Raw genomic sequence first — 20,704 nt, forward strand, 5'->3', positions numbered from 1 at the left:
CTGCGTCCCCACATCAAGAAGAGCGAGCAGGCGAGGCGTGGGGGCGAGCGCGGCGCGCTGGGTCAGGGTGGCGCCCTCGCCCTAGTTCGCGCTTTGTTCCATAGGGTGCCGTCCGAGTCGGCGGAGGATGGCGATGAGATGGTCCAAGGAGGGGCAGCGGATCCCGACCACTGTCTTTGAGGCGGCGCTACATCACGAGCCAGTTCGCGCCACCTGCTGTCGCTGCGGGCGGGTCGCGATCTTCGACCCGCACCAGCTGTGGTGGCTGTTCCATCGTCGAGGCTGGGACGATCGGCTCGCTGCAGTCGGCCAGCGCATGCGATGCTCGAGCAGACATCCTTCCGACGGACGTGAGTGCCGGGCGCGCGCGTCGATCGATCTGGCCCGCTTGGGCACGGCAGCGACGGTGAGCCTGCCATGGCCGCCAAAAGCAGAATGGAAGCGGGCGGTCCGTCGGGTGCGGACATGATGACGGCGTGGCCTGCGGGGCCAAACCCCGTCGGTATAGTCCTAAGGTGTATCGCTTAGCATAACGCCTTGGCGCGTCAGTCTTCGACGCCCAAGCCCATTGTCATGAGACGGCGAACAGCCTCAGGACGGCTGATTTCCGGGGCATTTGCCTTAATCCAGGCATCCAGAACTGATAGCTCAACGGGCTGAAGGCGAACGTTGACGCCAGTTCCTCGCCCGGTAGCGGGACGTCCGCGCTTTTTTGGGGTGCCCGTAATTGACATTCTGAAAATGGGGTGCCACAAAATGCGAGCCGATGCAAGGTAGCCCCCTCGCACCGGCTCTGACCGCAACCGTTCCTGAGGAGAACGACATTGGCTAAAGCCTCCATATCCGCCGCTCCGGCTGCATCCAAGCCGGTAAAGGAGCCATTCGTACTGGGTCACTTCCAATTGGGCGAGGAGGCGGAATATGCCTTGCGCGACCTGGGCGAGGCGATGGACGGCGTGGCCATGGCTTTCGCCTGCGCCAGCCCGGATGGTGGCGAGGTCCTAGAGGATCAGATCGCCGCGATTTTCCGCACATTTGCGCGGATGACCCGTTATATCGGCAGTGATCTGCCCTTCCGCTCTGCGAACGAAACCCGCCAATGACCCTGCTTGCGCTGCCCTTCGAAGTCCGCATCGTCGATCGCGACGGCGCGCTGTGGTGGTTTGCCACCGACGTCGCCAAGGCGCTGGGCTATCGCAGCGCGCCGGATATGACGCGCTACATGGATGAGGATGAGCTCACTACGCTAAAAGAGCGTAGTGACAAATATGTCACGAATAGTGACGTTTTTACAAGTACGCTAAAACAGCGTACTTACCTCCGCGGATCGGATGCAGCGCTCATTTCCGAGTCCGGCCTGTTCCGGGCGATCCTCCGATCACGCCGGGCCGAGGCGAAGCGCTTTCAACGCTGGGTGGTGCATGATGTCCTGCCCAGCATCCGCCGCTATGGCTTCTACGATCCGGCGCGCGTCGCCGCTGCCGCACAGCTGGCGGCCATCGACCAGCACAGCGACGCGCCGGCGGCGGCAACCGCTGCCGAGCGGTTTCTGGAGGAGCGCGACCGGCTGATCGCCGAATCCGGTCTGGATTTCGACCGGCTGACCAGCCTGTCGCGCAATCACCTCTCCGCCATCCGCCTGGGCGGCACCAACATGGCCAAGTTTCTAGGCCGCATGCAGCGCTGGCAGGCGCTGCTGTGTGCGGGTGCCGACGTGCACTACATCCTCACCGGCATCCGGCAGAGGACGCACAGCGACCGGACGCTCAAGCGCGCCATGGATGTGGCGGACGAAATCGGCCGACAGGATCTGCTGACCCGCGCCCGGCTTTTGTTTGGCGATGGTCAGGCAGGCACTTCGTAGGGATCGAAGTCGACGGCGGTCACGCCCAGTGCATCGTTGATCGCCATGAAGACCCGCTGCAGGGGCTGGATCTCGTGCAGCCAGAACATCTTCGCCGCATCGGTCACGCTGCCGAAACCACCGCTGTTGTTCGGCACCACGCCGAGCAGCTGGGGCGGCACCCGGTGCGCCGCCAGAATGTCGTCCCGGCTGCAGTTCTTGATGCTCATGAATTCGTCGCGGGCTGCGACCTCGCTCACCGGGATGATCTGCACCCCGTCCTTCTTGCCCTTGGGGATGTGGAGATAGAGGTTGCGGAAATTGCCCGGCCCCTTCGCCTGCCGCAGCGCCTCGCGGATCTTGTTGCTGTCCTTGTCCTGCAGGCCCTCCTCGTTGATGTAGAGGATGAAGCCCGCATGGCTGCCGTTGAGATAATAGCGCCGGCGAAAGATGGTCGCGGCCTCATTGAGCAGGCCCGACTGCAGCGCGGCATACCATTCCGGGACACCATAGATCTCCTGCATGAGGTCGGGCTCGAGCAGGTGGATCACCGATCCCTTGCGGAACTCATGGTCATCCTTGCCCGGCTGCAGATAGAAATAGCTGCCCGGCTCGGTGCCGACGCGGGTGTGGATCGCCGGCGATGGCCTTAGCTCGAGCGGGCGGCCTGCCAGATTGTCGATCCGCTCGAGATACCCGTTGCCGGTGGCCAGATAGTCGGTGACCATCCGCGCGAACGCCGCGCGGGTCAGCAGCCGCGATGGGCGGAAGGCAGAGGCGAGCATGTTGCGCTTGAGGATGATGGCGCTGCTGTGGTGCGCGGACATCCGGTGCGCCTTGACCAGGCCGACCATCGAGATCGGCGGAGCGTAATATTTGCCGTTGTGCACGGCCTCGAGCATCATCAGCCATTCGCTGCGATCGATCACGCTCTCCGGCTCGCCGAAGGTGAACGACTCCCACGTCAGCTCGCCGGCGGCGGCAGTTTCGACCTGATCCGACATCAGAAGATCTCCATGGTGCTTTCCCCCGCCAGCGTCGGGTCGAGGGCTTCGTTGAAAAGGACGTGCATCGTCGCCCACGCCAGATCGGCGTGGCCGGTGCCGCCGCCGCGGCCGGCGACATAGGTGACGGACTTGCCGCCGCGGGTGACCTTGGGGTGGATGGCGATGAAGCTGGACATCAGCTCCTGCCACTCGGCGGGGAACTGCAGGCGCCCGTCGGAGATCACCTTCTTGGCCTTGTAGACCATCATCGCCTTGACCTCGGCGGAATAGGTGATGGCCCGGGCGAGCGGGAAGAATTTGACCACCAGGCTGTAGACCGCGCTGCCGACGCCGGTGGTGTCGATCGCGATATGCGTCACATTGTATCGGGCGCAGATCGCCCTGATGATGTCGGCCTGCTCCTGATAGTCGCGGCCGCGCAGCCGCTTCTTCTCGAGCAGGCGGAACTTGCCACCGGGCGTCGCCGGCGGCGCGGCGACGATCAGGCCGGCATCGTCGCCGGTGCCGCTTTCCCCGTTCGGATCATAACCCAGCCACACTTCGCCGTCGCCGAACGGGCGCGCGGCATAGGCGTTGAAGTCCTGCCACTGGGTGAAGGCATCGACCGCGCACCGCCGCATCAGTTCCATCGGGAAGGTCGACTGGCTGTCGTCGAGGAAGCGGCACAGGAACAGCAGGTCGAATTCGTCGGCCGAATGTTCGAAGCGGAGCTCCTCGAGGTCGACCAGGTCGAAGCCACCCTCGATCGCGTCGTCGATCGTGACGATGTGCCGCCAGATCCTGTCGCCGCCCTCGGCGCCATGCTTCAGCGTTTCGTGGCCGATATCGATCTTGACCCGATCGGCCTTGGCGCGGCGGCGGTTGAACTTGTCGCCGCTCCACATCGGATAGGCCTCGTGGGCCAACACGCTCGGCGTCGAGAAATAGGTCCGGCGGTACCGCTTGTGGGTCGCCATCGCCTGCGCGACCTTGTTGAGCTGCTCGAAGCCGAAGATCCAGAAGGCCTCGTCGACATAGATGTCGCCATGATATCCCTGCGCCGTCCGGAAGTTGGTGCCGAGGAAGTGCATCTCGAAGGGCGGCAGCTGGTTGCCGGCCTCATCGGTACCGCGCTGGATCACCAGCGGGTTGCCGCGCAGCGTGATGCCCAGCTCGGCCTGCACCCACTCGACGATATATTGCCGAAAGATATTGGCCTGGTTGCGGCTCGCCGACAGGAAGATCTGGTTGTTGCCGGTCTCCAGCCCGTGGATCAGCGCCTCGCGGGCGAAATACCATGTCGCGCCGATCTGCCGGCTCTTCAGGATGAAGCGGGTGCGGCGGCTGACATTGGCCCACCACGTCTCCTGATGCGCGAAGTTCGCCGCGAGGAACGCCGCCTTCAGTGTGGCGAGTCCCTCGGCATCGATCAGGTTCTTGGCCTTGCTCTTCTTCTCCTTGACCTCGGGGCTGTTGCGATTGGCCACCTTGGGGTTGAGGTCGACCTCATTGCCCCCCCGCATATATTTGCCGATGCGCGCCAGTCGTTCGAACTGGCGCATCAGCAGATCGATCTCCTTGAAGTCGCTGCCGCTCTTGCGCTCCTTGGCGATCAGCATTGCCAACCGGCAATCGAGATGGTCCTCGACCCGCTCGACGCTGCTGGCCGCATCCCACTTGTCGCGCGACTTCCAGCTGCTCACCGTGCTGATCGGCAGGTCGAGTTCCTCGCTGATCTGCCCGACGGTCCAGCCCTGCCAGTAGAGCGATCGCGCGCGCCGACGCGCATCGACCGGCGTCACGGCAGGCGGACGGATGGAGGTCGCCGTCTCTGGCGGATCGAAGGGCGGCGCGGCGCTCATGGCGGCGCACGCTAGGGGAGATCGATGGCCCCGACCCCTGCCCCTTCCTTGTAACGCGTACCGTTACAAGGTTGCGGCGTTGCGGTGCCGCGCATCTTCATGCCCTCACTCCCGCCAGACACCGGTGCCGATGGTGCCATGGTCAAATCGGGAGCTTTTCATGGCCAAGTCCAAGTTTTTCCGCGTCGCCGTCGAAGGCGCTACCGTCGATGGCCGCACGATCGACCGCAAATGGCTCGAGGAGATGGCGGCGACCTATGACCGCAACACCTATGCGGCCCGGGTCAACCTCGAGCACATCCGCGGCATCACGGCGGACCCGCCCTTCCAGTCGCTCGGCGACGTGCTGTCGCTGAAGACGCAGGAGATCGATCTCAACGTCGGCGGCAAGGCCGAGCGCCGCCTCGCGCTGTTCGCCGAGATCGAGGCGCTCGAGCCGCTGGTGCAGATGAACCGCAAGCGGCAGAAGCTCTACACCTCGATCGAGATCAACCCGTCCTTCTCGAACAGCGGCAAGGCCTATCTGATGGGCCTCGCCGTCACCGATTCCCCGGCCTCGCTCGGCACCGAGATGCTGGAATTCGCGGCCAAGGCGTCGGTCAATCCGTTCGCCGCCCGCAAGCAGCAGCCGGGCAACTATTTCTCGGCGGCCGAGGAAGCGACCATCGAGCTGATCGATGGCTCGCCCGAGGCGGACCCGACCGGCGTCTTCGGCGCGCTCAAGGGCCTGCTCGAGCGCTTCACCCCGTCGGCGCCGCCGGCCCCGGCTATCCAGAATCCACCGGCGCCGCAGGTCGATCCTGCCACGGCCCCGGCAGCCCAGCCCGGCGCCGGTGACTTCGCCGCGATCGGCATGGGAATCGCCGCCATCGCCGCCGGCATGGAAAAGATGGCCACCGCCACCAACGCCAGCCTCACCGCGCTGGGCGATCGCCTGACTGCCGTCGAGCAGCTGGCGTCGGGCACGCCGGCGCCGGGCCAGCAGACCCGCCAGCCCGCGACCGGCATGCCGCAGAAGTTCGTCGCCACCGACTGCTGACCCGCATCGATCCAGCCCCGCCACCCGCTCACACCGCTCCGCGCCCGACCTGACCCGACTAGGAAACCGCCATGCAGAACTCCACGCGCATCCTCTTCACCGCCTACGTCTCGCAGATCGCGCTGCTCAATTCAGTGGCGGACGCGACCATCCCGTTCACGGTTGCCCCCGTCGTCGAGCAGAAGCTCGAGGAGGTCATCAAGAACAGCAGCGAGTTCCTGCAACAGATCAACATCGAGCCGGTGGTCCAGCAGTCGGGCGCCAAGGTCGGTGTCGGTGTCAACCGCACCATGGCGGGGCGTACCGATACTGCCGCCGGCAACCGCCGAACCCCGACCGATCCGACCGACACCAGCGATCGCGGGCAGTATTTCTGCCGCCAGACCAACTTCGACAGCGCGATCAAATATGCCAAAATCGACGCGTGGCGACACCGGCCCGAATTCCAGACCCTGCTGCGCGACGCCATTGCCAAGCAGCAGGGCCGCGATCGCATCATGATTGGCTGGCACGGCACCTCGGCCGCCGCGCAGACCGACCGCGTCGCCAACCCGCTGCTGCAGGACGTCAACCTTGGCTGGCTGCACAAGATTCGCACCCATGCCCCTGCGCAGGTGCTCGACGATGGCGATCTGTCGGGCGCTGGCAAGGCGATCTATGTCGCGCCTGGTGAAGTCGGCGTCGAGGTCGACTATCGCAACCTCGATGCGCTGGTGCTCGATGCCAAGTCGCTGATCCCGGAATGGCACCGCGGCCGCACCGACCTGGTGGTCATCGTCGGCCACGATCTCGTTGACGAGAAATATTTCAACATCGTCAACGCCACCGGTGACACCGCCACCGAGGTCGAGGCTGCCGATCGCATCCTGCGCTCGGAAAAGCAGCTCGGCGGCCTGCCGGCTGTCCGCGTGCCCTTTTTCCCGGCCAACGCGATCCTGATCACCACCTTGGACAACCTGTCCATCTACTATCAGGAAGGCACCCGCCGGCGCTTCATCAAGGATGAGCCCGCGCTCGACCAGGTCGAGAACTACGAGAGCGTCAACGAGGACTATGTCGTCGAGGACTATGAGCTGACCTCGTTCGTCGAGAACATCGTCATCGGCAAGAAGCCCGACTGACCGCGATACCCCGAGGGGCTCTGACGGCGGTGTCTGACATCCGGGTCGGTACCGCAACAGCCCGAGCGCAGAGACCGGGGGGACGGGATGCAGAGCATCCCTATCAGCCCCGCCGGTCGCCCGCCGCCGGATCGAGCGGGCACATTGCACAGGAGCCGCTCCGCATGACCAGCCTTGCCCGCCGCCGTCGCGAATCCATCCTCGCCGCGCAACGCGCCACATCGTCGCTGCCGGCTGCAGCTGGCGAGATGAGCGATGCGTCACCCGCGGAGTCCGGCTCTGCCGCCAGCCAGTACCAGCAGCTGCTCGAGCAGCTGGGCGAGGACATGCGCAGCCTGTCGCAGATCCAGTCGGTCGAGCGGAAGATCGAGGCCAAGCGCGCGATGGTCGGTCGCTATCAGGCTTGGGTGGAAGGCGCGATGCGCGCCGGGCGCGATGGCGCGGCAGCCGAAGACGAGATCGTCACCACCATGCTGGTGTGGAACATCGACATCGGCAACTGGATCATGGCGCTGCAGCTGGCCGTGCATGTGCTGACCCACAATCTGCCGCTGCCCGAGCGCTACAAGCGCACCCCGGCAACCCTGATCGCCGAGGAGATCGCCGATCGCGCGCTCGCCGACGTCGGCGCCGTCGACCATGGCACGCTGATCGCGACCGAGCAGGTCACTGCTGCGCATGACATGCCGGACCAGGTGCGCGCCAAGCTGATGAAGGCGCTCGGCCGCAACCTGATGGCGCAGGCCGAGACGTTCGATCCGGACGCGGCAGAGGTTTCTGCCGGCGGCAAGCCGGCGCTGCTGTCGGCTGCGCTCGAGGCGCTGCGCCGCGCCATGGCGCTCGACGAAAAAGCCGGGGTCAAAAAGGACATCGAGAAGATCGAGCGCGAGCTCAAGGCGCTCGCCCCAGCAACACCGCCGACGCCTCCGCAGGGTGGCGGCAGTTAAGGAACCGCCAGCGCCTGCGCTGGGGGAAGGTAATTCAGGGACGCCCCACGGCGCCGGGGGGGCGGTCACCGGCACGGCAGGCCTCGGCCATGTCGCGCACGATGACCCCACCCCCCCACTTTGATCGGAGAGCAAGCACGTGACCGGCTTCGTTGCCATGCCCCCGCCGCCGCAGTCGCCCGATGGCGCGACCATCGATGCGGATGGATGGTTCCCGGGCATCGACGCCAACGCGATGCGCGACAGCATGCAGCTGCGCCTCGATGTACCGCACGCCCGGCTCGTCGCTGCTCTCCAAGGCGCGCTGCTGACGGTCACCGGCGACCTTGCAGATTGGAAGGCCATGCACGTCGCCGCCGGCGCGGAAGATCTGACTGCGGTCGATTCCGAAGCCACGATCGATGGCCAGCATCGCCTGACCTTGCTGTTCCTGCGCGCGGTGCGCTTCGCCGCAGCGGCCGAACTCGCCGATCTCGCCCGGGACTCGGCTGCCACGCAGGAAGCGGTCGACCGGCTCGCCGACGAAATGAGCACTGCCGCCGAGATGCGCCGCGTCTCGATCGCCGCCATCCGCGACATGCTCAAGGTGACCCGCGTCGCCGTGGAGCTGATCTGATGGCCCAGCCCCTCCTGCCCGCTGCCCCTCTCCCTGCCACCGCGCTCGCCGGCGAGACGCTCGACGCGCTGTGCTGGCGCGTCCTCGGCCGCACAGACGGCGTCGTCGAGGAGGCCATCGCTCTCAACCCCGCACATGCCGCCAGCGTCATCCTGCCCGAGGGTGCCGCCATCCTGTTGCCGTCCTCGATCACCGCTGCCCCGGCCATCGAGACGGTCCAGCTGTGGAACTGATACCGATGACTGACTGGCGCGAATTCATGCTCTGGTGGACTTTCTCGATCCTCGCTGCCGCGACCGTCGTCGGCGCGAAGCTCGGCATGCTGCTGTTCGCCATGGCACCCGATCCGCCGGCAGAGCCCGAGCTCGCCGCCCACTGGCGCCGCCGGCGTCGCTGGCTGGTCTATGCCGAACTCTCGGCGCTGCCTGCTTTCGCAACGATCGCTGTCACCCTGACCGCGCACGGCAACCTCGAGCCGATCATGTCGGTGCTGCTGTCGATGGGCTTGGGCGGCGTCGGATTCGTGCTGCTGCTGGATGCCGTCCAGTGGCTGTTCCGCAAGCGCATCGGCATGCCGCAGCCGATCGCTCCGCCCGATGGTGGAGAGCCCCATGCCTGACCTGGTCCTGATCCTCGTCGCACTGTCGACCGCCTTCGCCCTGTTCGCGGGCCTGAAGGCGGTCTGGCACAACAGCCGGCTGCGCGCCGGCGGACAGGAGCCGCTGGGCACCTTTCGTAACCTTGTCGATCGCCAGAGGAGATAGCGATGTGGACCTATGACCAGTCGAGCGGCGAGCTGCGCAACGCCAAGGGCCAGCTGGTATCGACCGGCTACAGCGGCCATGGCCGCGGCAAGAACAACCCGGCGCTGCAGGGCGTCAAGGGCGTCGGCCCCATCCCGCGCGGCCGCTGGCGCATGCAGTCGATCTACGACAGCAAGAACGTCGGCCCGCGGGCGATCACGCTCTGGTCGCTCGACGATCCCACCATCGATGACCGGCACGAGGCAACCGGTCGCAGCGCCTTCCGCATCCACGGCGACAGTATCCGCGCGCCCGGCACCGGCTCGCGCGGCTGCATCATCCTGCCTCGCGCTGTCCGCATCGCAATGTGGGCGTCGGGCGATCGCGAGCTCGAGGTCATCGCGTGAGCGATCCGCGCGAGCATGAATGGTGGCCGCTCGACCTCATGCGACAGGCGGCGATGCCCTTTCTGGTCGCCCTGATCATGCTCGGCCTGCTGCTCGTCTGGTTCGTCCACGCACACTGAAGGAGAATCCGTCATGCTTCGATTGCTGATCCTGTCCATCATCGCCCTCCTCATTTCCGGCTGTGCCGGCATCGGTGGACTGGCTGCAGGCATACCGCCCAGCCCCGTCGCCGCGGCCGACCAGACTACGCTCGATGAGCGCGGCGCGATCGCCGTCGAGATCGCCTATCAGGCGGCCAGTCGCGCCGTCGAGGCGTTGACCGATGCCGGCCTGATCAAGGGCCCCACTGCCACCCGCGTTGCCGAAGTCGATCGCAAGGCCTTTGCCGCCGTTCAGGCCGCGCGCACGGCTTATGATGCGAGCAATGCCGCCAGCTACGCCGAGGCCCTGCGCGAGGCTCGCTCCGAGATCGCCGCTCTGCTCCGATTGATCACCTAGGGAGAATGCCATGACCCTCAACCAGATTCTCGAGATCCTGCGCAGCGGCGTCGATGCTGCCAACGCCTTCCGCCAGCTGTTCGATCTGGCCCTGACCACCTTCAGCGAAGCCGACCAGGCCAAGCTCAAGGCAGCCTATGCCGAGGCGCGCATTGCCAGCGATGCCGCGCATCAGCGCCTGCAGGACAAGCTCGCCGATGCGGCTGGCAGCGGGAACGGGCGCGGCCCGGCCTGATGCTCAAGCCTGACTCGCTCCGCATCCATATCACTGCGGCGCTCCCGGATCTCGCGCGGGATCCGGAGCGCCTTCGCATGTGGATCGACCGCGGCTCGATCCGCTCGCGGCAGACCGCCTCCCTCGCCTTCCAATATGGCTACCGCCTCAATGTGGTGGTGCTCGACTGGACCCTGTCGCCATCGATCATCTTCATCCTGCTGGTTGACTGGCTGCGCCGGAACCAGCCCGATCTTGTCGCCAGCCAGTCCGCGCCCGGCTTCACCTTCGAGGCCGACATCCTCGACACCCGCGCCATGGACCTCTCGATCGAGCTTGACCTCACCGAGACCGTCTCGACCGTCGCACGCGAAGGCGGCGGCTTCGATCTGCAGCATCATGCCGAGCCGGTCCCGATGTTCCCCGACGACGTCGAGCTCGCACCCGCGCTGACCGAGCTGTGGCTCGGCACCGATCGCGTCATCCCCGGCCCTGCCGACTGACCCGGCGCCGGTGGCCGACGACTTTTCCCGACTGGAGCCTTGGATCATGGGGCTGGCGGCGCGCCTGTCGCCGGCGCAGCGACGCGGCCTCGCGCTGCGCATCGGCCGCATATTGCGCCAGAGCAATGCCGAGCGAGTGGCCGCCAACATCCAGCCCGACGGCAGCGCCATGGAGCCGCGCAAGCCACGCATGCGCCGCGACGGCCAGCGGGTGCGCAAGAAGGGGCGCATGTTCCGGAAGATCGCGCTCGCCCGCAACATGAAGATCGACGCCCAAGCCGAGGGCGTCGCCGTCAGCTTCGTCGGCGATGTCCGCAGGACGGCCGAGATCCATCACTTCGGCCTGCGGGACCGGGTCGCCCGCTTCCGCGGCGCACCCGAGGTCCAATATCCCGCCCGCCGCCTGATGGGCTTTGGCGAGGATGATCCGGACGCCATCATGCAGGCCGTGCTCGATCATCTCGAGCGCTCCGGTATCTGACCCGGTCGCACCGCTCCCCTTGTAACGGTACGCGTTACAAGGGCAGACCGTTGCGCGCGCGGAGCACCCGCCGACAACCGCGTCTATGCCCGCCAGCATCGCCTCCTCGACGGCAATCGACCTGTCCCGCCTGCCCGCGCCGCAGATCATCGGCCAGCGCGGCTTCGAGGCTATTCTCGCGGATCTGCAGGCCGACCTGCTCGCGCGCTTCCCGGCCTATTCGGCGGCGCTGGAATCGGACCCGGTACAGAAGATCCTCGAGCTCTCGGCCTATCGCGAGCTGGTGCTGCGCGCCGACTTCAACCTGCGCGCGCGCGGCACGCTCATCGCCTACGCGACCGGCGCGGATCTCGACAATCTCGCCGGCCTCTACGCTGTCGAGCGGCTCGTGCTGGTTCCCGCCAACCCGGCCACTGGCGCTGCCGCCGTCATGGAATCTGACGATGCCTTGCGCGCCCGGGTGCTGCTCGCCCCCGACAGCTTCACCGTCGCCGGCCCGGCCAGCGCCTATGTCTTCCACGCGCTGTCGGCCTCGGGGGACGTCCTCGATGCGTCGGCCGTATCGCCAGAGCCCGGCGAAGTCCTCGTGTCGTTGCTGGCGCGGCCTACCGAGGCCCAGCCATCGGGCGCAGCATCGCCCGAGCTGATCGGCCTGGTCGAGGCCGCGCTGTCGGCAGACACCGTGCGGCCCCTTACCGATCTGGTGACCGTCCAGTCGGCCGCGGTCACCGCCTTCTCGGTTGTCGCGCGGCTGCACATCTTCGCCGGGCCCGACCGCAACCTCATCCTCGCCACCGCGATCGCCAACCTCGAGGCATGGCTGGATGAAAACCGCCGGCTCGGCCGCGACGTGCCGCGCAGCGCCCTCATCGCCGCGCTCCACGTTGGTGGCGTCCAGCGGGTCAACTTGATCGCGCCTGCCGAGGACCTGGTCTTCGATGCGACGGCCGCAGGCTGGGCAGAGGAGATCGACGTGGCGATCGCGGGCATCGACGAATGACCGGCGTCGCCTCGCTTCTCCCGCCGCTCGCCACCGCGCAGGAGCGCGCGCTCGAGCAGACCATCGCCAAGACCTTCGACATCGATGTCGATATCGCCAAGCTGTGGAATCCGTTGACCTGCCCGGTGGAGCTGTTGCCGTGGCTGGCGTGGGGCCTGTCGATCGACCTCTGGGACGCCGACTGGAGCGAAGCGACAAAGCGTGCGGCGATCGCCGATGCCATTCCTTTTCAGCAGCGCAAGGGCACGCGCGCCTCGCTGCGCACCGTGCTCGATCGCTTCGACCCGCTGATCGAGATCGTCGAATGGTTCGATGCCAACCCGCGCATGCAGCCGCACACTTTCCGCCTCGAGCTGCCCCTGCCGTCGCAGAGCGAGGTCTTCTACGATGAGGCGCTGGTGGCGGCACTGCTGCGCGACATCGCCGCCGTCAAACCCGTCCGCTCGCACATGCAGGCCGTCTTCAGCCTGCGCGCCCGAACGGGGGCATCGCTAGCCGCCGCCGCGCAGACCTCGGTCTTCGCCCGCTTCGACGCCGGCGTCGACACCGACATCGAGCCCGACTGGCTGACCTACCTGCAGACCGAGATCGGCGAGCCGATCCTTGCCGAAGCCGGCACCTTTCTGGAGCCCATCTGATGCCGACGATCCAGCTCACCGTTACCAGCGCCGGCCTCGATGCGCTGGTCGATGCCCAGAGCGGCGCGACCGATGCGATCGTCGTCGCCGAGCTCGGCCTCGCCTCCGCCACCTTCACCCCGGCGCCGACGCTCGAAGCCCTGCCCAACGAGTTCAAGCGGATCGATGCCATCGCCGGCACGTCGGTCTCTGAAAACATGATCCACATGGTCGCGCAGGATTCGTCGAGCGATGTCTATGCGGTCTATGGCATCGGCCTGTTCCTGTCGGACGGCACGCTCTTCGCCAGCTATGCGCAGGAAGACCCGATCGTGATGAAGGTCTCGATTGCGTCCTTCCTGATCGCCTTCGACATCGCCTTCTTGGGCGCGGTCGACGTCGCCATCGAGTTCGGCGACGCCAGCTTCATCTATCCGCCGGCAACCGAGACCATCAAGGGCGTGGCTGAGATCGCCACCAATGCCGAGGCTGACGCCGGTCTCGACGACCAGCGCATCATGACGCCGAAGAAGGTCAAGCGGGTCCTCGATGCGCTGGCCGCCGCGCTGACAGCCGCGCAGGCTGCATTTCAGGCGGCTGTCACCGCAGCGCAGTTGGCCTTCGAGGCGACAGTCAACGGCACCCTCGCTGCATTGCAGGCGCGCACCATCACCGGTGGCGGGCTGGTGACCGGCGGCGGGGATCTGACCGCCAACCGCGTGCTCACCGTCGCCAAGGCCACCAATGCCGATTTCGAGGCGGGAATCGGCGACGGTGTCATCACCGCCGAGCTGCTCGCCAGCCTGCCGCGGGTCGCATCGCAGATCGGCGGCGCCACCATCCCCGGCACCGGTGGCCTGATCATCCGGCACGGCCGCTTTACATGCGTCGCCAATGGCTCGGTCGCGGTCACCTTCGTCCCGGCCTTTCCCACCGAATGCTACGAGGTGGTCATCTCGGGCGGCACAGGTGACCCGGGCGCGCAGGACAATTTCGTCAACCTGGTGTCATCGAGTGTCAGCTCGACCGGCTTTTCCGCCTCCAACGGGCGCGGCTTCACCTATTCCTGCCACTATATCGCCGTGGGGCGCTGATCATGCATCTGTATTTCGATCCCGCCACCTACGGCCTGCTCGACCCGGCCATCCATGCGATCCCGGCGAATGCCACCCGGATCGCGCCGGCGCGGCTGGCCGAGATCGTCGCGGCCATGGAAGCCGGCGCCGAGCTGGTCGCCGATGGACAGGGCCGTCCCCGTCTCAAGCGCCCGTCGGCCGAGCAACAGCGTGCCGGCACCATCGCCGGGATCCGCGCCGAGGCCCAGCGCCGGATCCTCCGCGTCTCGCCGCTCTGGCGGCAGATGAACGATCTGCGTGCGCCTGACGCGCCGGCAGCGGTGCGGCGCTTCGCTGCGATCGATGCCATCCGCGCGGCCTCGACGCTGATCGAGCGCGACGCCGGCGAGACCGCGACCGATGCGCTCGGCGACTTCCCGATCGCCAACCACCCGCTGTGGCCGGAGGATTGAGCCCATGTCCAAGATTACGGCACTGCCCGCTGCCGGCGCGCTCACCGGCGATGAAACCGTCGTCCTTGTCCAAGCGGGCAACACCCGCCGTGGCCAGATCGGCCCGCTGGTCGAGGCCGCAATCGCGCCGCAGATCGAGGCCGCCAACGAAGCGGCCGCCACCGCGGTCGATGTCGCCGGACAGGTCGCTGCAGACCGGCTGATCACCCAGCAACAGGCAGCGCTGGCTACCGGCGCGTCCAATGCCGTGCTTGCCGGGCTTGGCGGCTATGCGCCCGGCGCTGTCCTGCCCATCCTCGCCGCCTCGGCTGCACTCCTCGCCGCGGTCACCGCGCCGGGTGGCGGTATGCCGGCGGCAGGCACCGAGGCGTTTCTCTCCGATGGCAACCGCTTTGGCCTGTTCCGCTTCACCGCCGGCAACCAGTCGGTCAATGTCGCTGCCGATACCAACCAGGCGATCTGGATCGCGCCGGCGGCAGCAGCCACCGGCGTCAATGGCGCTTGGCAGCGGATCATGGACAATCGCTTCGCCGACGTGCGTTGGTGGGGCGCGATTCCCAATGATACCGCCGCGGCCGACAACAACCGGCTGCGCATGACCGCTGCAGCGAGCTGGTGCGCCAACAATGGCAAGACCCTGTGGATCCCGATCGGCGAGTTCTTCGTCACCGCCAACAATGCCGGCAACACCGGCGTCGACTTCATCGCGCCGATCGGCGGCCATTTGTCCGTCGTCGGCGAATGCCGCTACCGGGCCAAGATAACCCGCGCGCCGATCGCCGCCGGCACCTATCCTGCCGGCTCGAGCGCGGTGGTCTGGCTGCACGGCAACGAGAACGCCAGCTACAGCATCGTCAACCTGCACTTCGACGGCAACGAGCAGAATCACCCGCTCACCAACCGCACCGTCGCCGGCAACTATTTCAGCTTCGCCTGCGATGGCGCGACCCGCAGCTTCGCCATCCCCAACTCGTCGCTGGGCTTCCTCTATCTGACCAGCGGCGGGACCAAGCGCTGCCTGCGGCCGCACGAGTATACGATCAATGGCAGCGGCGCTGGCCGCGTCGCGGTGCTCACCTTCTTCCCGGCCAACGGCGACACCGTCGAATGGGAGAACGCATGGCACTATGAGCAGAACGCGACGATCCGCCACAAGACCGGTACCGGCAACGGCATCATGCGCGGCGTCTATGCCTCGTTTGTTACCTTCTCCAACCGGGTCGGCGACAGCTACATGGCCGCCACCCAGAGCGATACCCAGCACTGGAGCGACATCGAATCGCTGGCCGATCGCGGCTTCCGCCCTCGCTCGGACATCCAGCTCTCGCGCTTGCCGCTGTCGTTCAAGCTGACCACCTTCACCCTCAACGGCTTCGAGATGGAGCCGGCGGTGGTTCGCGCCAATGTCGCGCTGTCGCTCGCCAACGGCACCATCCGCGGGCCGTGGGACATGGCCGGCGACGTCGCCGCCGGATCCACCGCCTATTGCACGATCGACGCGGTCAACGTGAAATGCCTCGCGCTGCCGACGGCGCATCCGCTGGTCTACAGCAACTTCTACAACATGCGCGGCATCACCACCGGCTGCTATTTCGGCGCGCTCGAGCGCATCCAGCGGCCCCGCGGCCTGATGCTGGTCGACTGCCAGTTCAGCCCCGACAGCCTCGGCCTGATGCGCACCGTCGCCAATGCCATCGAGCTCACCCTTGACGCCGATGATACCGAGGTGACGCTGATCAGGCCGGTGTTCAAGGTCGATCTCGACATCTACCCGCAGCAGAAGGCGGGCGCGCATCTCGAAGCGCTGTCCGCCCACGCCACCAGCGCGCTGCGCCGGCGGGCGACGATCATCGATCCGCAGGCCGACGGTATCCTGCCGCGCGTGTTCACGCTCAACCGGCAGATGGACGTGCGCATGCGGCTTGGGCGCGGCCTCCGCGCTGCCCAATACGCCATCGACGCCAGCAACTCGGCAGGCTCGCAGATGAAGCTGGCCGTGCATGTCGAGTCCGGATTCGACTGCGCCGCGCTGCTCTACCTCGGCACCAGCACGCCCAGCGCCACCACGCTCGGCGACATGACAGTCGAGCTCTCCGGCCAGATCGATGCCAAGAAGTCGGCGGTCTATCTCAACTATGGTACCGCCGGATGGACGGTGAGCGGCATCGAGCCGATCGCCGGCGCGACCATCACGCTCAACGGGCATGTCATCACCTTCGTCGACACGGTGCCGGTCGGGCAGCAGGTGCTGCGCATGGGCGACGGCCAGAAGACCGCGCAGATGCTGATCGACTATATCAACAACACGCCGGCGTGCGGCCTCTATGCCAGCCTCAACAACACGGCGATCGCGCTTCGCGCGCGCACGGCCGATGGCGCCGTGGCCATGGCCCAAGCCAATACGGGCTGGGCGGTGCCTGCCGCTCTCAGCAACGCCAACCCGGTCGATTACAACCCGGGCGCGACCGCGATCGACTGGCGCGGCCGGCTCGACTTCATCGTCGACGCCGATCCGACCAACACGCATCGCGGCGTGCCCGGCGTCGTCGCCCGGCGCGCGATGGCGGAGACCGGCGCAGTGAACGAGTGGCACTTCCGCCAGACCAACGCCAACCGCACCCGCTATGGCAGCAAGGCGGCTTGGGCGGCGGCAGCAGCCTTCTAGGGAGCAGCGCAATGGACACCGCACAGATTGCCGCCCTGCAGGCCGAACTGAAGGAGCAGGGCTGGTACGAGGACTTCCGCGATTGTGACGGCGAGCTAGGGCCGTTCACTCTGGCTGCGCTGATGTGCCGGCATCAGGGGCAGGCGCTCGGCGCGCCGGGCCGTCGCCTCGCCCGCGTGGCCTGCGAAGCCGCGCTGGACAATGGCTGGAGTGCCGCCCAGCTCGTCGCCTTCGTGCCCTCGCTGGTAGCCGCCCTGGTCGACGGCCGCACATGGGATGGCAGGCCCGAGGATCAGGGCCTGTGCGCCGCGCTGATCGCCTACGGTCTCGTCTGACGTGCCCCGGGTCAATGATGAGGCGCCGATCGATCCGTCCGAGCTGATCAGGCTGGGCACCGTCACAGCGGTGGATCTGGCGGCAGGCGCCTGTACCGTCGAGGTCGGCGATATCGTCACCCCCGCCATTCCATGGATCGAGCCGCGCATGGGGGCCACCCGCACCTGGTCCCCGCCGACAGTTGGCGAGCAGGTTCTGCTGATCTGTCCGGAGAGCGAGCTCGGCCTTGCCGTCGCCTTGCGCGGCATCCCGTCCGACACCTTTCCCGTCGCCGGCGACAGCCTCGAGGAGCTGATCGAATTCAGCGATGGTGCACGCATCGCCTATGACCCGGAATCGCACCGACTGACAGCGAGCCTGCCCGCTGGATCGACGGTTGCGATCACGGCGGACACCGTCACGATCGACGGCGACGTCACGGTCACCGGCACCCTGACCGCGGACGTCGACGTCATCGGCGGCGGAAAGTCGCTCAAGAGCCACCGCCATTCTGCAACGCAGCCCGGCTCCGGCCAGAGCGGCCCGCCGGCCTGATCAGCGACATTGCGCATGCGCCCCGCCCTTGTAACGCGTACCGTTACAAGGGCACCCCCTTGGCCATTGCGCGATCCGGTGGCTCCGTCCCGCCATGCTCGGCATGGACCGCAATACCGGCGCGCCCCTCGATGGTGACGCACATCTCGCCCAGTCGATCGGCGACATCCTCTCGACGCCTGTGGGCACCCGGGTCATGCGCCGCGACTATGGCAGCATGCTGTTCGAGCTGATCGACCGCCCGCTCAACGCCGCCACCCGCCTGCAGCTGTTTGCCGCCACGGCCCTTGCCATCGCCCGCTGGGAGCCGCGCCTCAAGCTGACCCGCGTCGGCCTGTCGCGCGCCGGCGCCGACGGGCGCGTTGCCATCGACATCGAAGGACGCCGCGTCGATCGCCCGACCCGCGCCGGCTCCGTCGTCCAGCTCTCCATCCCCCTCGCCAGCTGATCCGCAGGAAGGACTCATCATGCACGGTATCAAGGTCAACGAGCCGCTCACCGGCACCCGCCCGATCCTCGAAAACTCGCTCGCCATCATCGGCCTGATCGCCACCGCGACCGCCCCTGCCGGCGCTGCGACGGCGGCGCTCGATGCTGCCTTCCCGCTCAACCAGCCCGTACTGGTCACCGACGTCCGCTCGGCGATCGGCAAGGCCGGCACCGGCGGCACGCTCGGCCCGGCATTGTCGGGCATCGCCGACCAGACCAGCCCGATCGTTGTCGTCGTTCGTGTCGCGCCTGGTCTCGATGCAGAGGCCACCGACGACAATGTCATCGGCTCGACCGCAGGCGGCAACTATACCGGCATGCAGGCGCTGCTGGCGGCAGAGGCGCAGATCGGCGTCCGCCCGCGCATCCTTGGCGCACCCGGGCTGGACAGTCAGGCCGTCACCACCGCGATGGTGGTTGTCGCCAAGCAGCTGCGCGCCATGGTCTATGCCCGGGCCGTGGCGGACGACATCGCCGAGGCCGTCACCTATCGCGAGAACTTCTCCGCGCGCGAGCTGATGCTGATCTGGCCGGACTTCAGCGGCGATTTTGCCGGCGACGCGATCGCCCGGGCGCTCGGCCTGCGCGCCAAGATCGATGCACAGGTGGGCTGGCACAAGACCATCTCCAACATCGCGGTCGATGGCGTGACAGGCCTGTCGCGCGATGTCTTCTTCGATCTGACCGACGGCACAACCGATGCCGGCGTGCTCAACGCCGCCCCGGTCACTACCCTGATCCGCTCCAACGGCTTCCGCTTCTGGGGCAACCGCACCACTTCCGATGAGTCGCAGTTCGCCTTCGAAAGTGCGGTGCGGACCAGCCACGCCCTGCAGGACGAGATTGCCGCCGGGCTCGCATGGGCGGTCGACAAGCCGGTTACCGTCAGCCTGATCAAGGACGTGCTCGAGACGATCAACGCCCACTTCCGCGCGCTGAAGGCGCAGGGGCGCATCATCGACGGGCGCGCCTGGTACGATCCCGCGCTCAACGAGAACGCAGATCTCGCCGCCGGCAGGGTCGCCATCGACTATGAGTACACGCCCTGCGCGCCCGCCGAGCAGATCACGCTCAACCAGCGCATCACCGATCGCTTCTACGCCGGCTTCGCCGACCAGCTCGCCTGACCATCATCGACTGCCCGTCGGGTCGCACCGCACGGGCTAACTGCCTTCCGACCGCTAAAGCCCGCTTTAGGGGAAGGTCACTGAAACAAGGAGACCCGCCATGGGATTGCCGGCCAAGCTCAAGAACATGAATCTCTTCAACGATGGCGCTTCCTACCTCGGCCTCGTGCCGGAAGTGACGCTGCCCAAGCTGACCCGCTCGATGGAGGAATATCGCGCCGGCGGCATGGATCAGCCGATCAAGGCCGACATGGGCGGCGAGGCGATGGAGCTGGAGTGGAAGGCCGGCGGCATCATCGTCCACGCCATCCGCCAGTTCGGCGCCACCGCGCACGATGCCGTGATGCTGCGCTTTGCCGGGGCCTATCAGGCCGACGACACCGGGCAGGTGATTCCGGTCGAGATCGTGACGCGCGGCCGCCACGAAGAGATCGACATGGGCAGCGCCAAGCCGGGCGACGACACCGAGCACAGCATCAAGACGACGATCAGCTACTACAAGCTGATCATCAACGGGCGCACCGAGATCGAGATCGACGTCCTCAACATGGTGTTCATCGTCAACGGCATCGATCGCCTCGCCGCCCAGCGCGCCGCGATCGGAGTCTGACCCAGCTTCCCCTCGGCGCGTCATTTGCGGGGCGGCGCCGAGGGGGAGACCAGGCCCTGCAGCATCACAATAATGGAGCCGCGCAATGACCGACGCCAAGAAACTGCACGAGGCCACACTGGAAGACGGCTTCCAGCGTGGCGACGAGACCATCCGCAAGGTGACCCTGCGCAAGCCCAGCGCCGGCGAGCTGCGCGGGCTGGCGCTGCAGGACCTGGTCCGCTCCGACGTGGGATCGATCCTGACCCTGCTGCCGCGCATCAGCGACCCGATCATGACCGAGGCCGATGCGAACAGCCTCTCCCCCGCGGACCTCGCAGAGTGCGCCGGGATCGTCGCCGGTTTTTTTATGACCGCGGACCAGCGCGCGATGCTCGAGCGACTGACGTCGACGAGCTGATCGCGGACATCGCCGCGATCTTCCACTGGCCGCTCGAGCAGATGAGGGCGCTCGATCTGGACGAGCTGATCGCATGGCACAGGCGGGCCACCGAGCGCTGGAACAGGATGCACAAGGGCAAGACGGGCTGATCGAAAG

The 20,704-nt window shown here is 66.9% G+C and carries 29 protein-coding genes; 27 read left to right on the forward strand and 2 right to left on the reverse strand.

Annotated features, from left to right (window positions below; genetic code table 11):
* The first annotated feature begins 824 nt into the window (after window positions 1-824).
* Both AC0QC4_RS03500 and AC0QC4_RS03505 read left to right on the forward strand, forming a co-directional pair.
* Entirely contained in the window at window positions 825-1,103 is a 279-nt protein-coding gene (locus AC0QC4_RS03500) for a hypothetical protein (RefSeq protein WP_483658326.1), read from the forward strand.
* Entirely contained in the window at window positions 1,100-1,864 is a 765-nt protein-coding gene (locus AC0QC4_RS03505) for a BRO-N domain-containing protein (RefSeq protein WP_483658327.1), read from the forward strand. Before AC0QC4_RS03500 ends, AC0QC4_RS03505 begins: the two co-directional genes overlap by 4 nt.
* On the opposite strand, the gene AC0QC4_RS03510 is transcribed toward AC0QC4_RS03505, so the two are convergent.
* A complete protein-coding gene (locus AC0QC4_RS03510; protein WP_483658328.1) occupies window positions 1,846-2,847 on the reverse strand; it encodes a phage portal protein in 1,002 nt (333 codons plus the stop codon). The genes AC0QC4_RS03505 and AC0QC4_RS03510 overlap by 19 nt on opposite strands.
* A complete protein-coding gene (locus tag AC0QC4_RS03515; protein ID WP_483658329.1) occupies window positions 2,847-4,691 on the reverse strand; it encodes a terminase large subunit domain-containing protein in 1,845 nt (614 codons plus the stop codon). The genes AC0QC4_RS03510 and AC0QC4_RS03515 overlap by 1 nt, the downstream gene beginning before the upstream one ends.
* A gap of 160 nt (window positions 4,692-4,851) precedes the next feature.
* Here AC0QC4_RS03515 and AC0QC4_RS03520 point away from each other — a divergent pair, with 160 nt between their 5' ends.
* The 25 genes from AC0QC4_RS03520 (at window position 4,852) to AC0QC4_RS03640 (ending at window position 20,697) form a co-directional block, all read left to right on the forward strand.
* Window positions 4,852-5,730: a GPO family capsid scaffolding protein gene (locus tag AC0QC4_RS03520; protein WP_483658330.1), complete on the forward strand. Its 879-nt coding sequence runs from the start codon at window positions 4,852-4,854 to the stop codon at window positions 5,728-5,730.
* 71 nt (window positions 5,731-5,801) lie between these two features.
* Window positions 5,802-6,851: a phage major capsid protein, P2 family gene (locus AC0QC4_RS03525; protein ID WP_483658331.1), complete on the forward strand. Its 1,050-nt coding sequence runs from the start codon at window positions 5,802-5,804 to the stop codon at window positions 6,849-6,851.
* A 164-nt stretch (window positions 6,852-7,015) separates the two neighbouring features.
* Window positions 7,016-7,798, forward strand: coding sequence for a phage terminase small subunit (gene gpM / locus AC0QC4_RS03530; RefSeq protein WP_483658332.1), 783 nt, complete (start codon window positions 7,016-7,018; stop codon window positions 7,796-7,798).
* A gap of 139 nt (window positions 7,799-7,937) precedes the next feature.
* Entirely contained in the window at window positions 7,938-8,414 is a 477-nt protein-coding gene (locus AC0QC4_RS03535; RefSeq protein ID WP_483658333.1) for a head completion/stabilization protein, read from the forward strand.
* A complete protein-coding gene (locus AC0QC4_RS03540) occupies window positions 8,414-8,647 on the forward strand; it encodes a tail protein X (protein WP_483658334.1) in 234 nt (77 codons plus the stop codon). The genes AC0QC4_RS03535 and AC0QC4_RS03540 overlap by 1 nt, the downstream gene beginning before the upstream one ends.
* A gap of 5 nt (window positions 8,648-8,652) precedes the next feature.
* Window positions 8,653-9,033, forward strand: coding sequence for a hypothetical protein (locus tag AC0QC4_RS03545; RefSeq protein WP_483658335.1), 381 nt, complete (start codon window positions 8,653-8,655; stop codon window positions 9,031-9,033).
* Complete coding sequence (locus AC0QC4_RS03550; protein WP_483658336.1) at window positions 9,026-9,178, forward strand: hypothetical protein; 153 nt, start codon at window positions 9,026-9,028, stop codon at window positions 9,176-9,178. Before AC0QC4_RS03545 ends, AC0QC4_RS03550 begins: the two co-directional genes overlap by 8 nt.
* A 2-nt stretch (window positions 9,179-9,180) precedes the next feature.
* A complete protein-coding gene (locus AC0QC4_RS03555; RefSeq protein WP_483658337.1) occupies window positions 9,181-9,564 on the forward strand; it encodes a tlde1 domain-containing protein in 384 nt (127 codons plus the stop codon).
* Window positions 9,561-9,683, forward strand: a complete 123-nt coding sequence (locus AC0QC4_RS03560) for a hypothetical protein (RefSeq protein WP_483658338.1) — start codon at window positions 9,561-9,563, stop codon at window positions 9,681-9,683. The genes AC0QC4_RS03555 and AC0QC4_RS03560 overlap by 4 nt, the downstream gene beginning before the upstream one ends.
* A gap of 13 nt (window positions 9,684-9,696) precedes the next feature.
* Window positions 9,697-10,062, forward strand: coding sequence for a hypothetical protein (locus AC0QC4_RS03565; RefSeq protein ID WP_483658339.1), 366 nt, complete (start codon window positions 9,697-9,699; stop codon window positions 10,060-10,062).
* 10 nt (window positions 10,063-10,072) lie between these two features.
* Complete coding sequence (locus AC0QC4_RS03570) at window positions 10,073-10,297, forward strand: hypothetical protein (protein ID WP_483658340.1); 225 nt, start codon at window positions 10,073-10,075, stop codon at window positions 10,295-10,297.
* A complete protein-coding gene (locus AC0QC4_RS03575) occupies window positions 10,297-10,779 on the forward strand; it encodes a phage tail protein (RefSeq protein WP_483658341.1) in 483 nt (160 codons plus the stop codon). The genes AC0QC4_RS03570 and AC0QC4_RS03575 overlap by 1 nt, the downstream gene beginning before the upstream one ends.
* A 10-nt stretch (window positions 10,780-10,789) precedes the next feature.
* Window positions 10,790-11,260: a phage virion morphogenesis protein gene (locus tag AC0QC4_RS03580; RefSeq protein ID WP_483658342.1), complete on the forward strand. Its 471-nt coding sequence runs from the start codon at window positions 10,790-10,792 to the stop codon at window positions 11,258-11,260.
* Between the two features lie 85 nt (window positions 11,261-11,345).
* Window positions 11,346-12,260 carry a baseplate assembly protein gene (locus AC0QC4_RS03585; protein ID WP_483658343.1) on the forward strand — a complete coding sequence of 305 codons (915 nt, stop codon included), beginning with the start codon at window positions 11,346-11,348 and terminating at the stop codon, window positions 12,258-12,260.
* On the forward strand, window positions 12,257-12,898 hold the full coding sequence (locus AC0QC4_RS03590; RefSeq protein ID WP_483658344.1) for a phage tail protein I: 642 nt from the start codon (window positions 12,257-12,259) through the stop codon (window positions 12,896-12,898). The genes AC0QC4_RS03585 and AC0QC4_RS03590 overlap by 4 nt, the downstream gene beginning before the upstream one ends.
* Entirely contained in the window at window positions 12,898-13,971 is a 1,074-nt protein-coding gene (locus tag AC0QC4_RS03595; protein ID WP_483658345.1) for a gp53-like domain-containing protein, read from the forward strand. Before AC0QC4_RS03590 ends, AC0QC4_RS03595 begins: the two co-directional genes overlap by 1 nt.
* A gap of 2 nt (window positions 13,972-13,973) precedes the next feature.
* Window positions 13,974-14,405, forward strand: coding sequence for a hypothetical protein (locus AC0QC4_RS03600; protein WP_483658346.1), 432 nt, complete (start codon window positions 13,974-13,976; stop codon window positions 14,403-14,405).
* A 4-nt stretch (window positions 14,406-14,409) separates the two neighbouring features.
* Window positions 14,410-17,070: an RNA-binding protein gene (locus AC0QC4_RS03605; protein WP_483658347.1), complete on the forward strand. Its 2,661-nt coding sequence runs from the start codon at window positions 14,410-14,412 to the stop codon at window positions 17,068-17,070.
* A gap of 11 nt (window positions 17,071-17,081) precedes the next feature.
* Window positions 17,082-17,405 carry a hypothetical protein gene (locus tag AC0QC4_RS03610; RefSeq protein WP_483658348.1) on the forward strand — a complete coding sequence of 108 codons (324 nt, stop codon included), beginning with the start codon at window positions 17,082-17,084 and terminating at the stop codon, window positions 17,403-17,405.
* A 1-nt stretch (window position 17,406) separates the two neighbouring features.
* Entirely contained in the window at window positions 17,407-17,940 is a 534-nt protein-coding gene (locus AC0QC4_RS03615) for a phage baseplate assembly protein V (RefSeq protein ID WP_483658349.1), read from the forward strand.
* Between the two features lie 103 nt (window positions 17,941-18,043).
* Entirely contained in the window at window positions 18,044-18,388 is a 345-nt protein-coding gene (locus tag AC0QC4_RS03620) for a GPW/gp25 family protein (RefSeq protein WP_483658350.1), read from the forward strand.
* Between the two features lie 19 nt (window positions 18,389-18,407).
* Window positions 18,408-19,556 carry a phage tail sheath subtilisin-like domain-containing protein gene (locus AC0QC4_RS03625; protein ID WP_483658351.1) on the forward strand — a complete coding sequence of 383 codons (1,149 nt, stop codon included), beginning with the start codon at window positions 18,408-18,410 and terminating at the stop codon, window positions 19,554-19,556.
* A 100-nt stretch (window positions 19,557-19,656) separates the two neighbouring features.
* A complete protein-coding gene (locus AC0QC4_RS03630; protein WP_483658352.1) occupies window positions 19,657-20,166 on the forward strand; it encodes a phage major tail tube protein in 510 nt (169 codons plus the stop codon).
* A gap of 85 nt (window positions 20,167-20,251) precedes the next feature.
* Window positions 20,252-20,566, forward strand: a complete 315-nt coding sequence (locus AC0QC4_RS03635) for a phage tail assembly protein (RefSeq protein WP_483658353.1) — start codon at window positions 20,252-20,254, stop codon at window positions 20,564-20,566.
* Complete coding sequence (locus AC0QC4_RS03640) at window positions 20,488-20,697, forward strand: GpE family phage tail protein (protein ID WP_483658354.1); 210 nt, start codon at window positions 20,488-20,490, stop codon at window positions 20,695-20,697. Before AC0QC4_RS03635 ends, AC0QC4_RS03640 begins: the two co-directional genes overlap by 79 nt.
* The last annotated feature ends 7 nt before the right edge of the window (window positions 20,698-20,704 follow it).

The organism is Sphingomonas sp. jy18 (assembly GCF_056931895.1).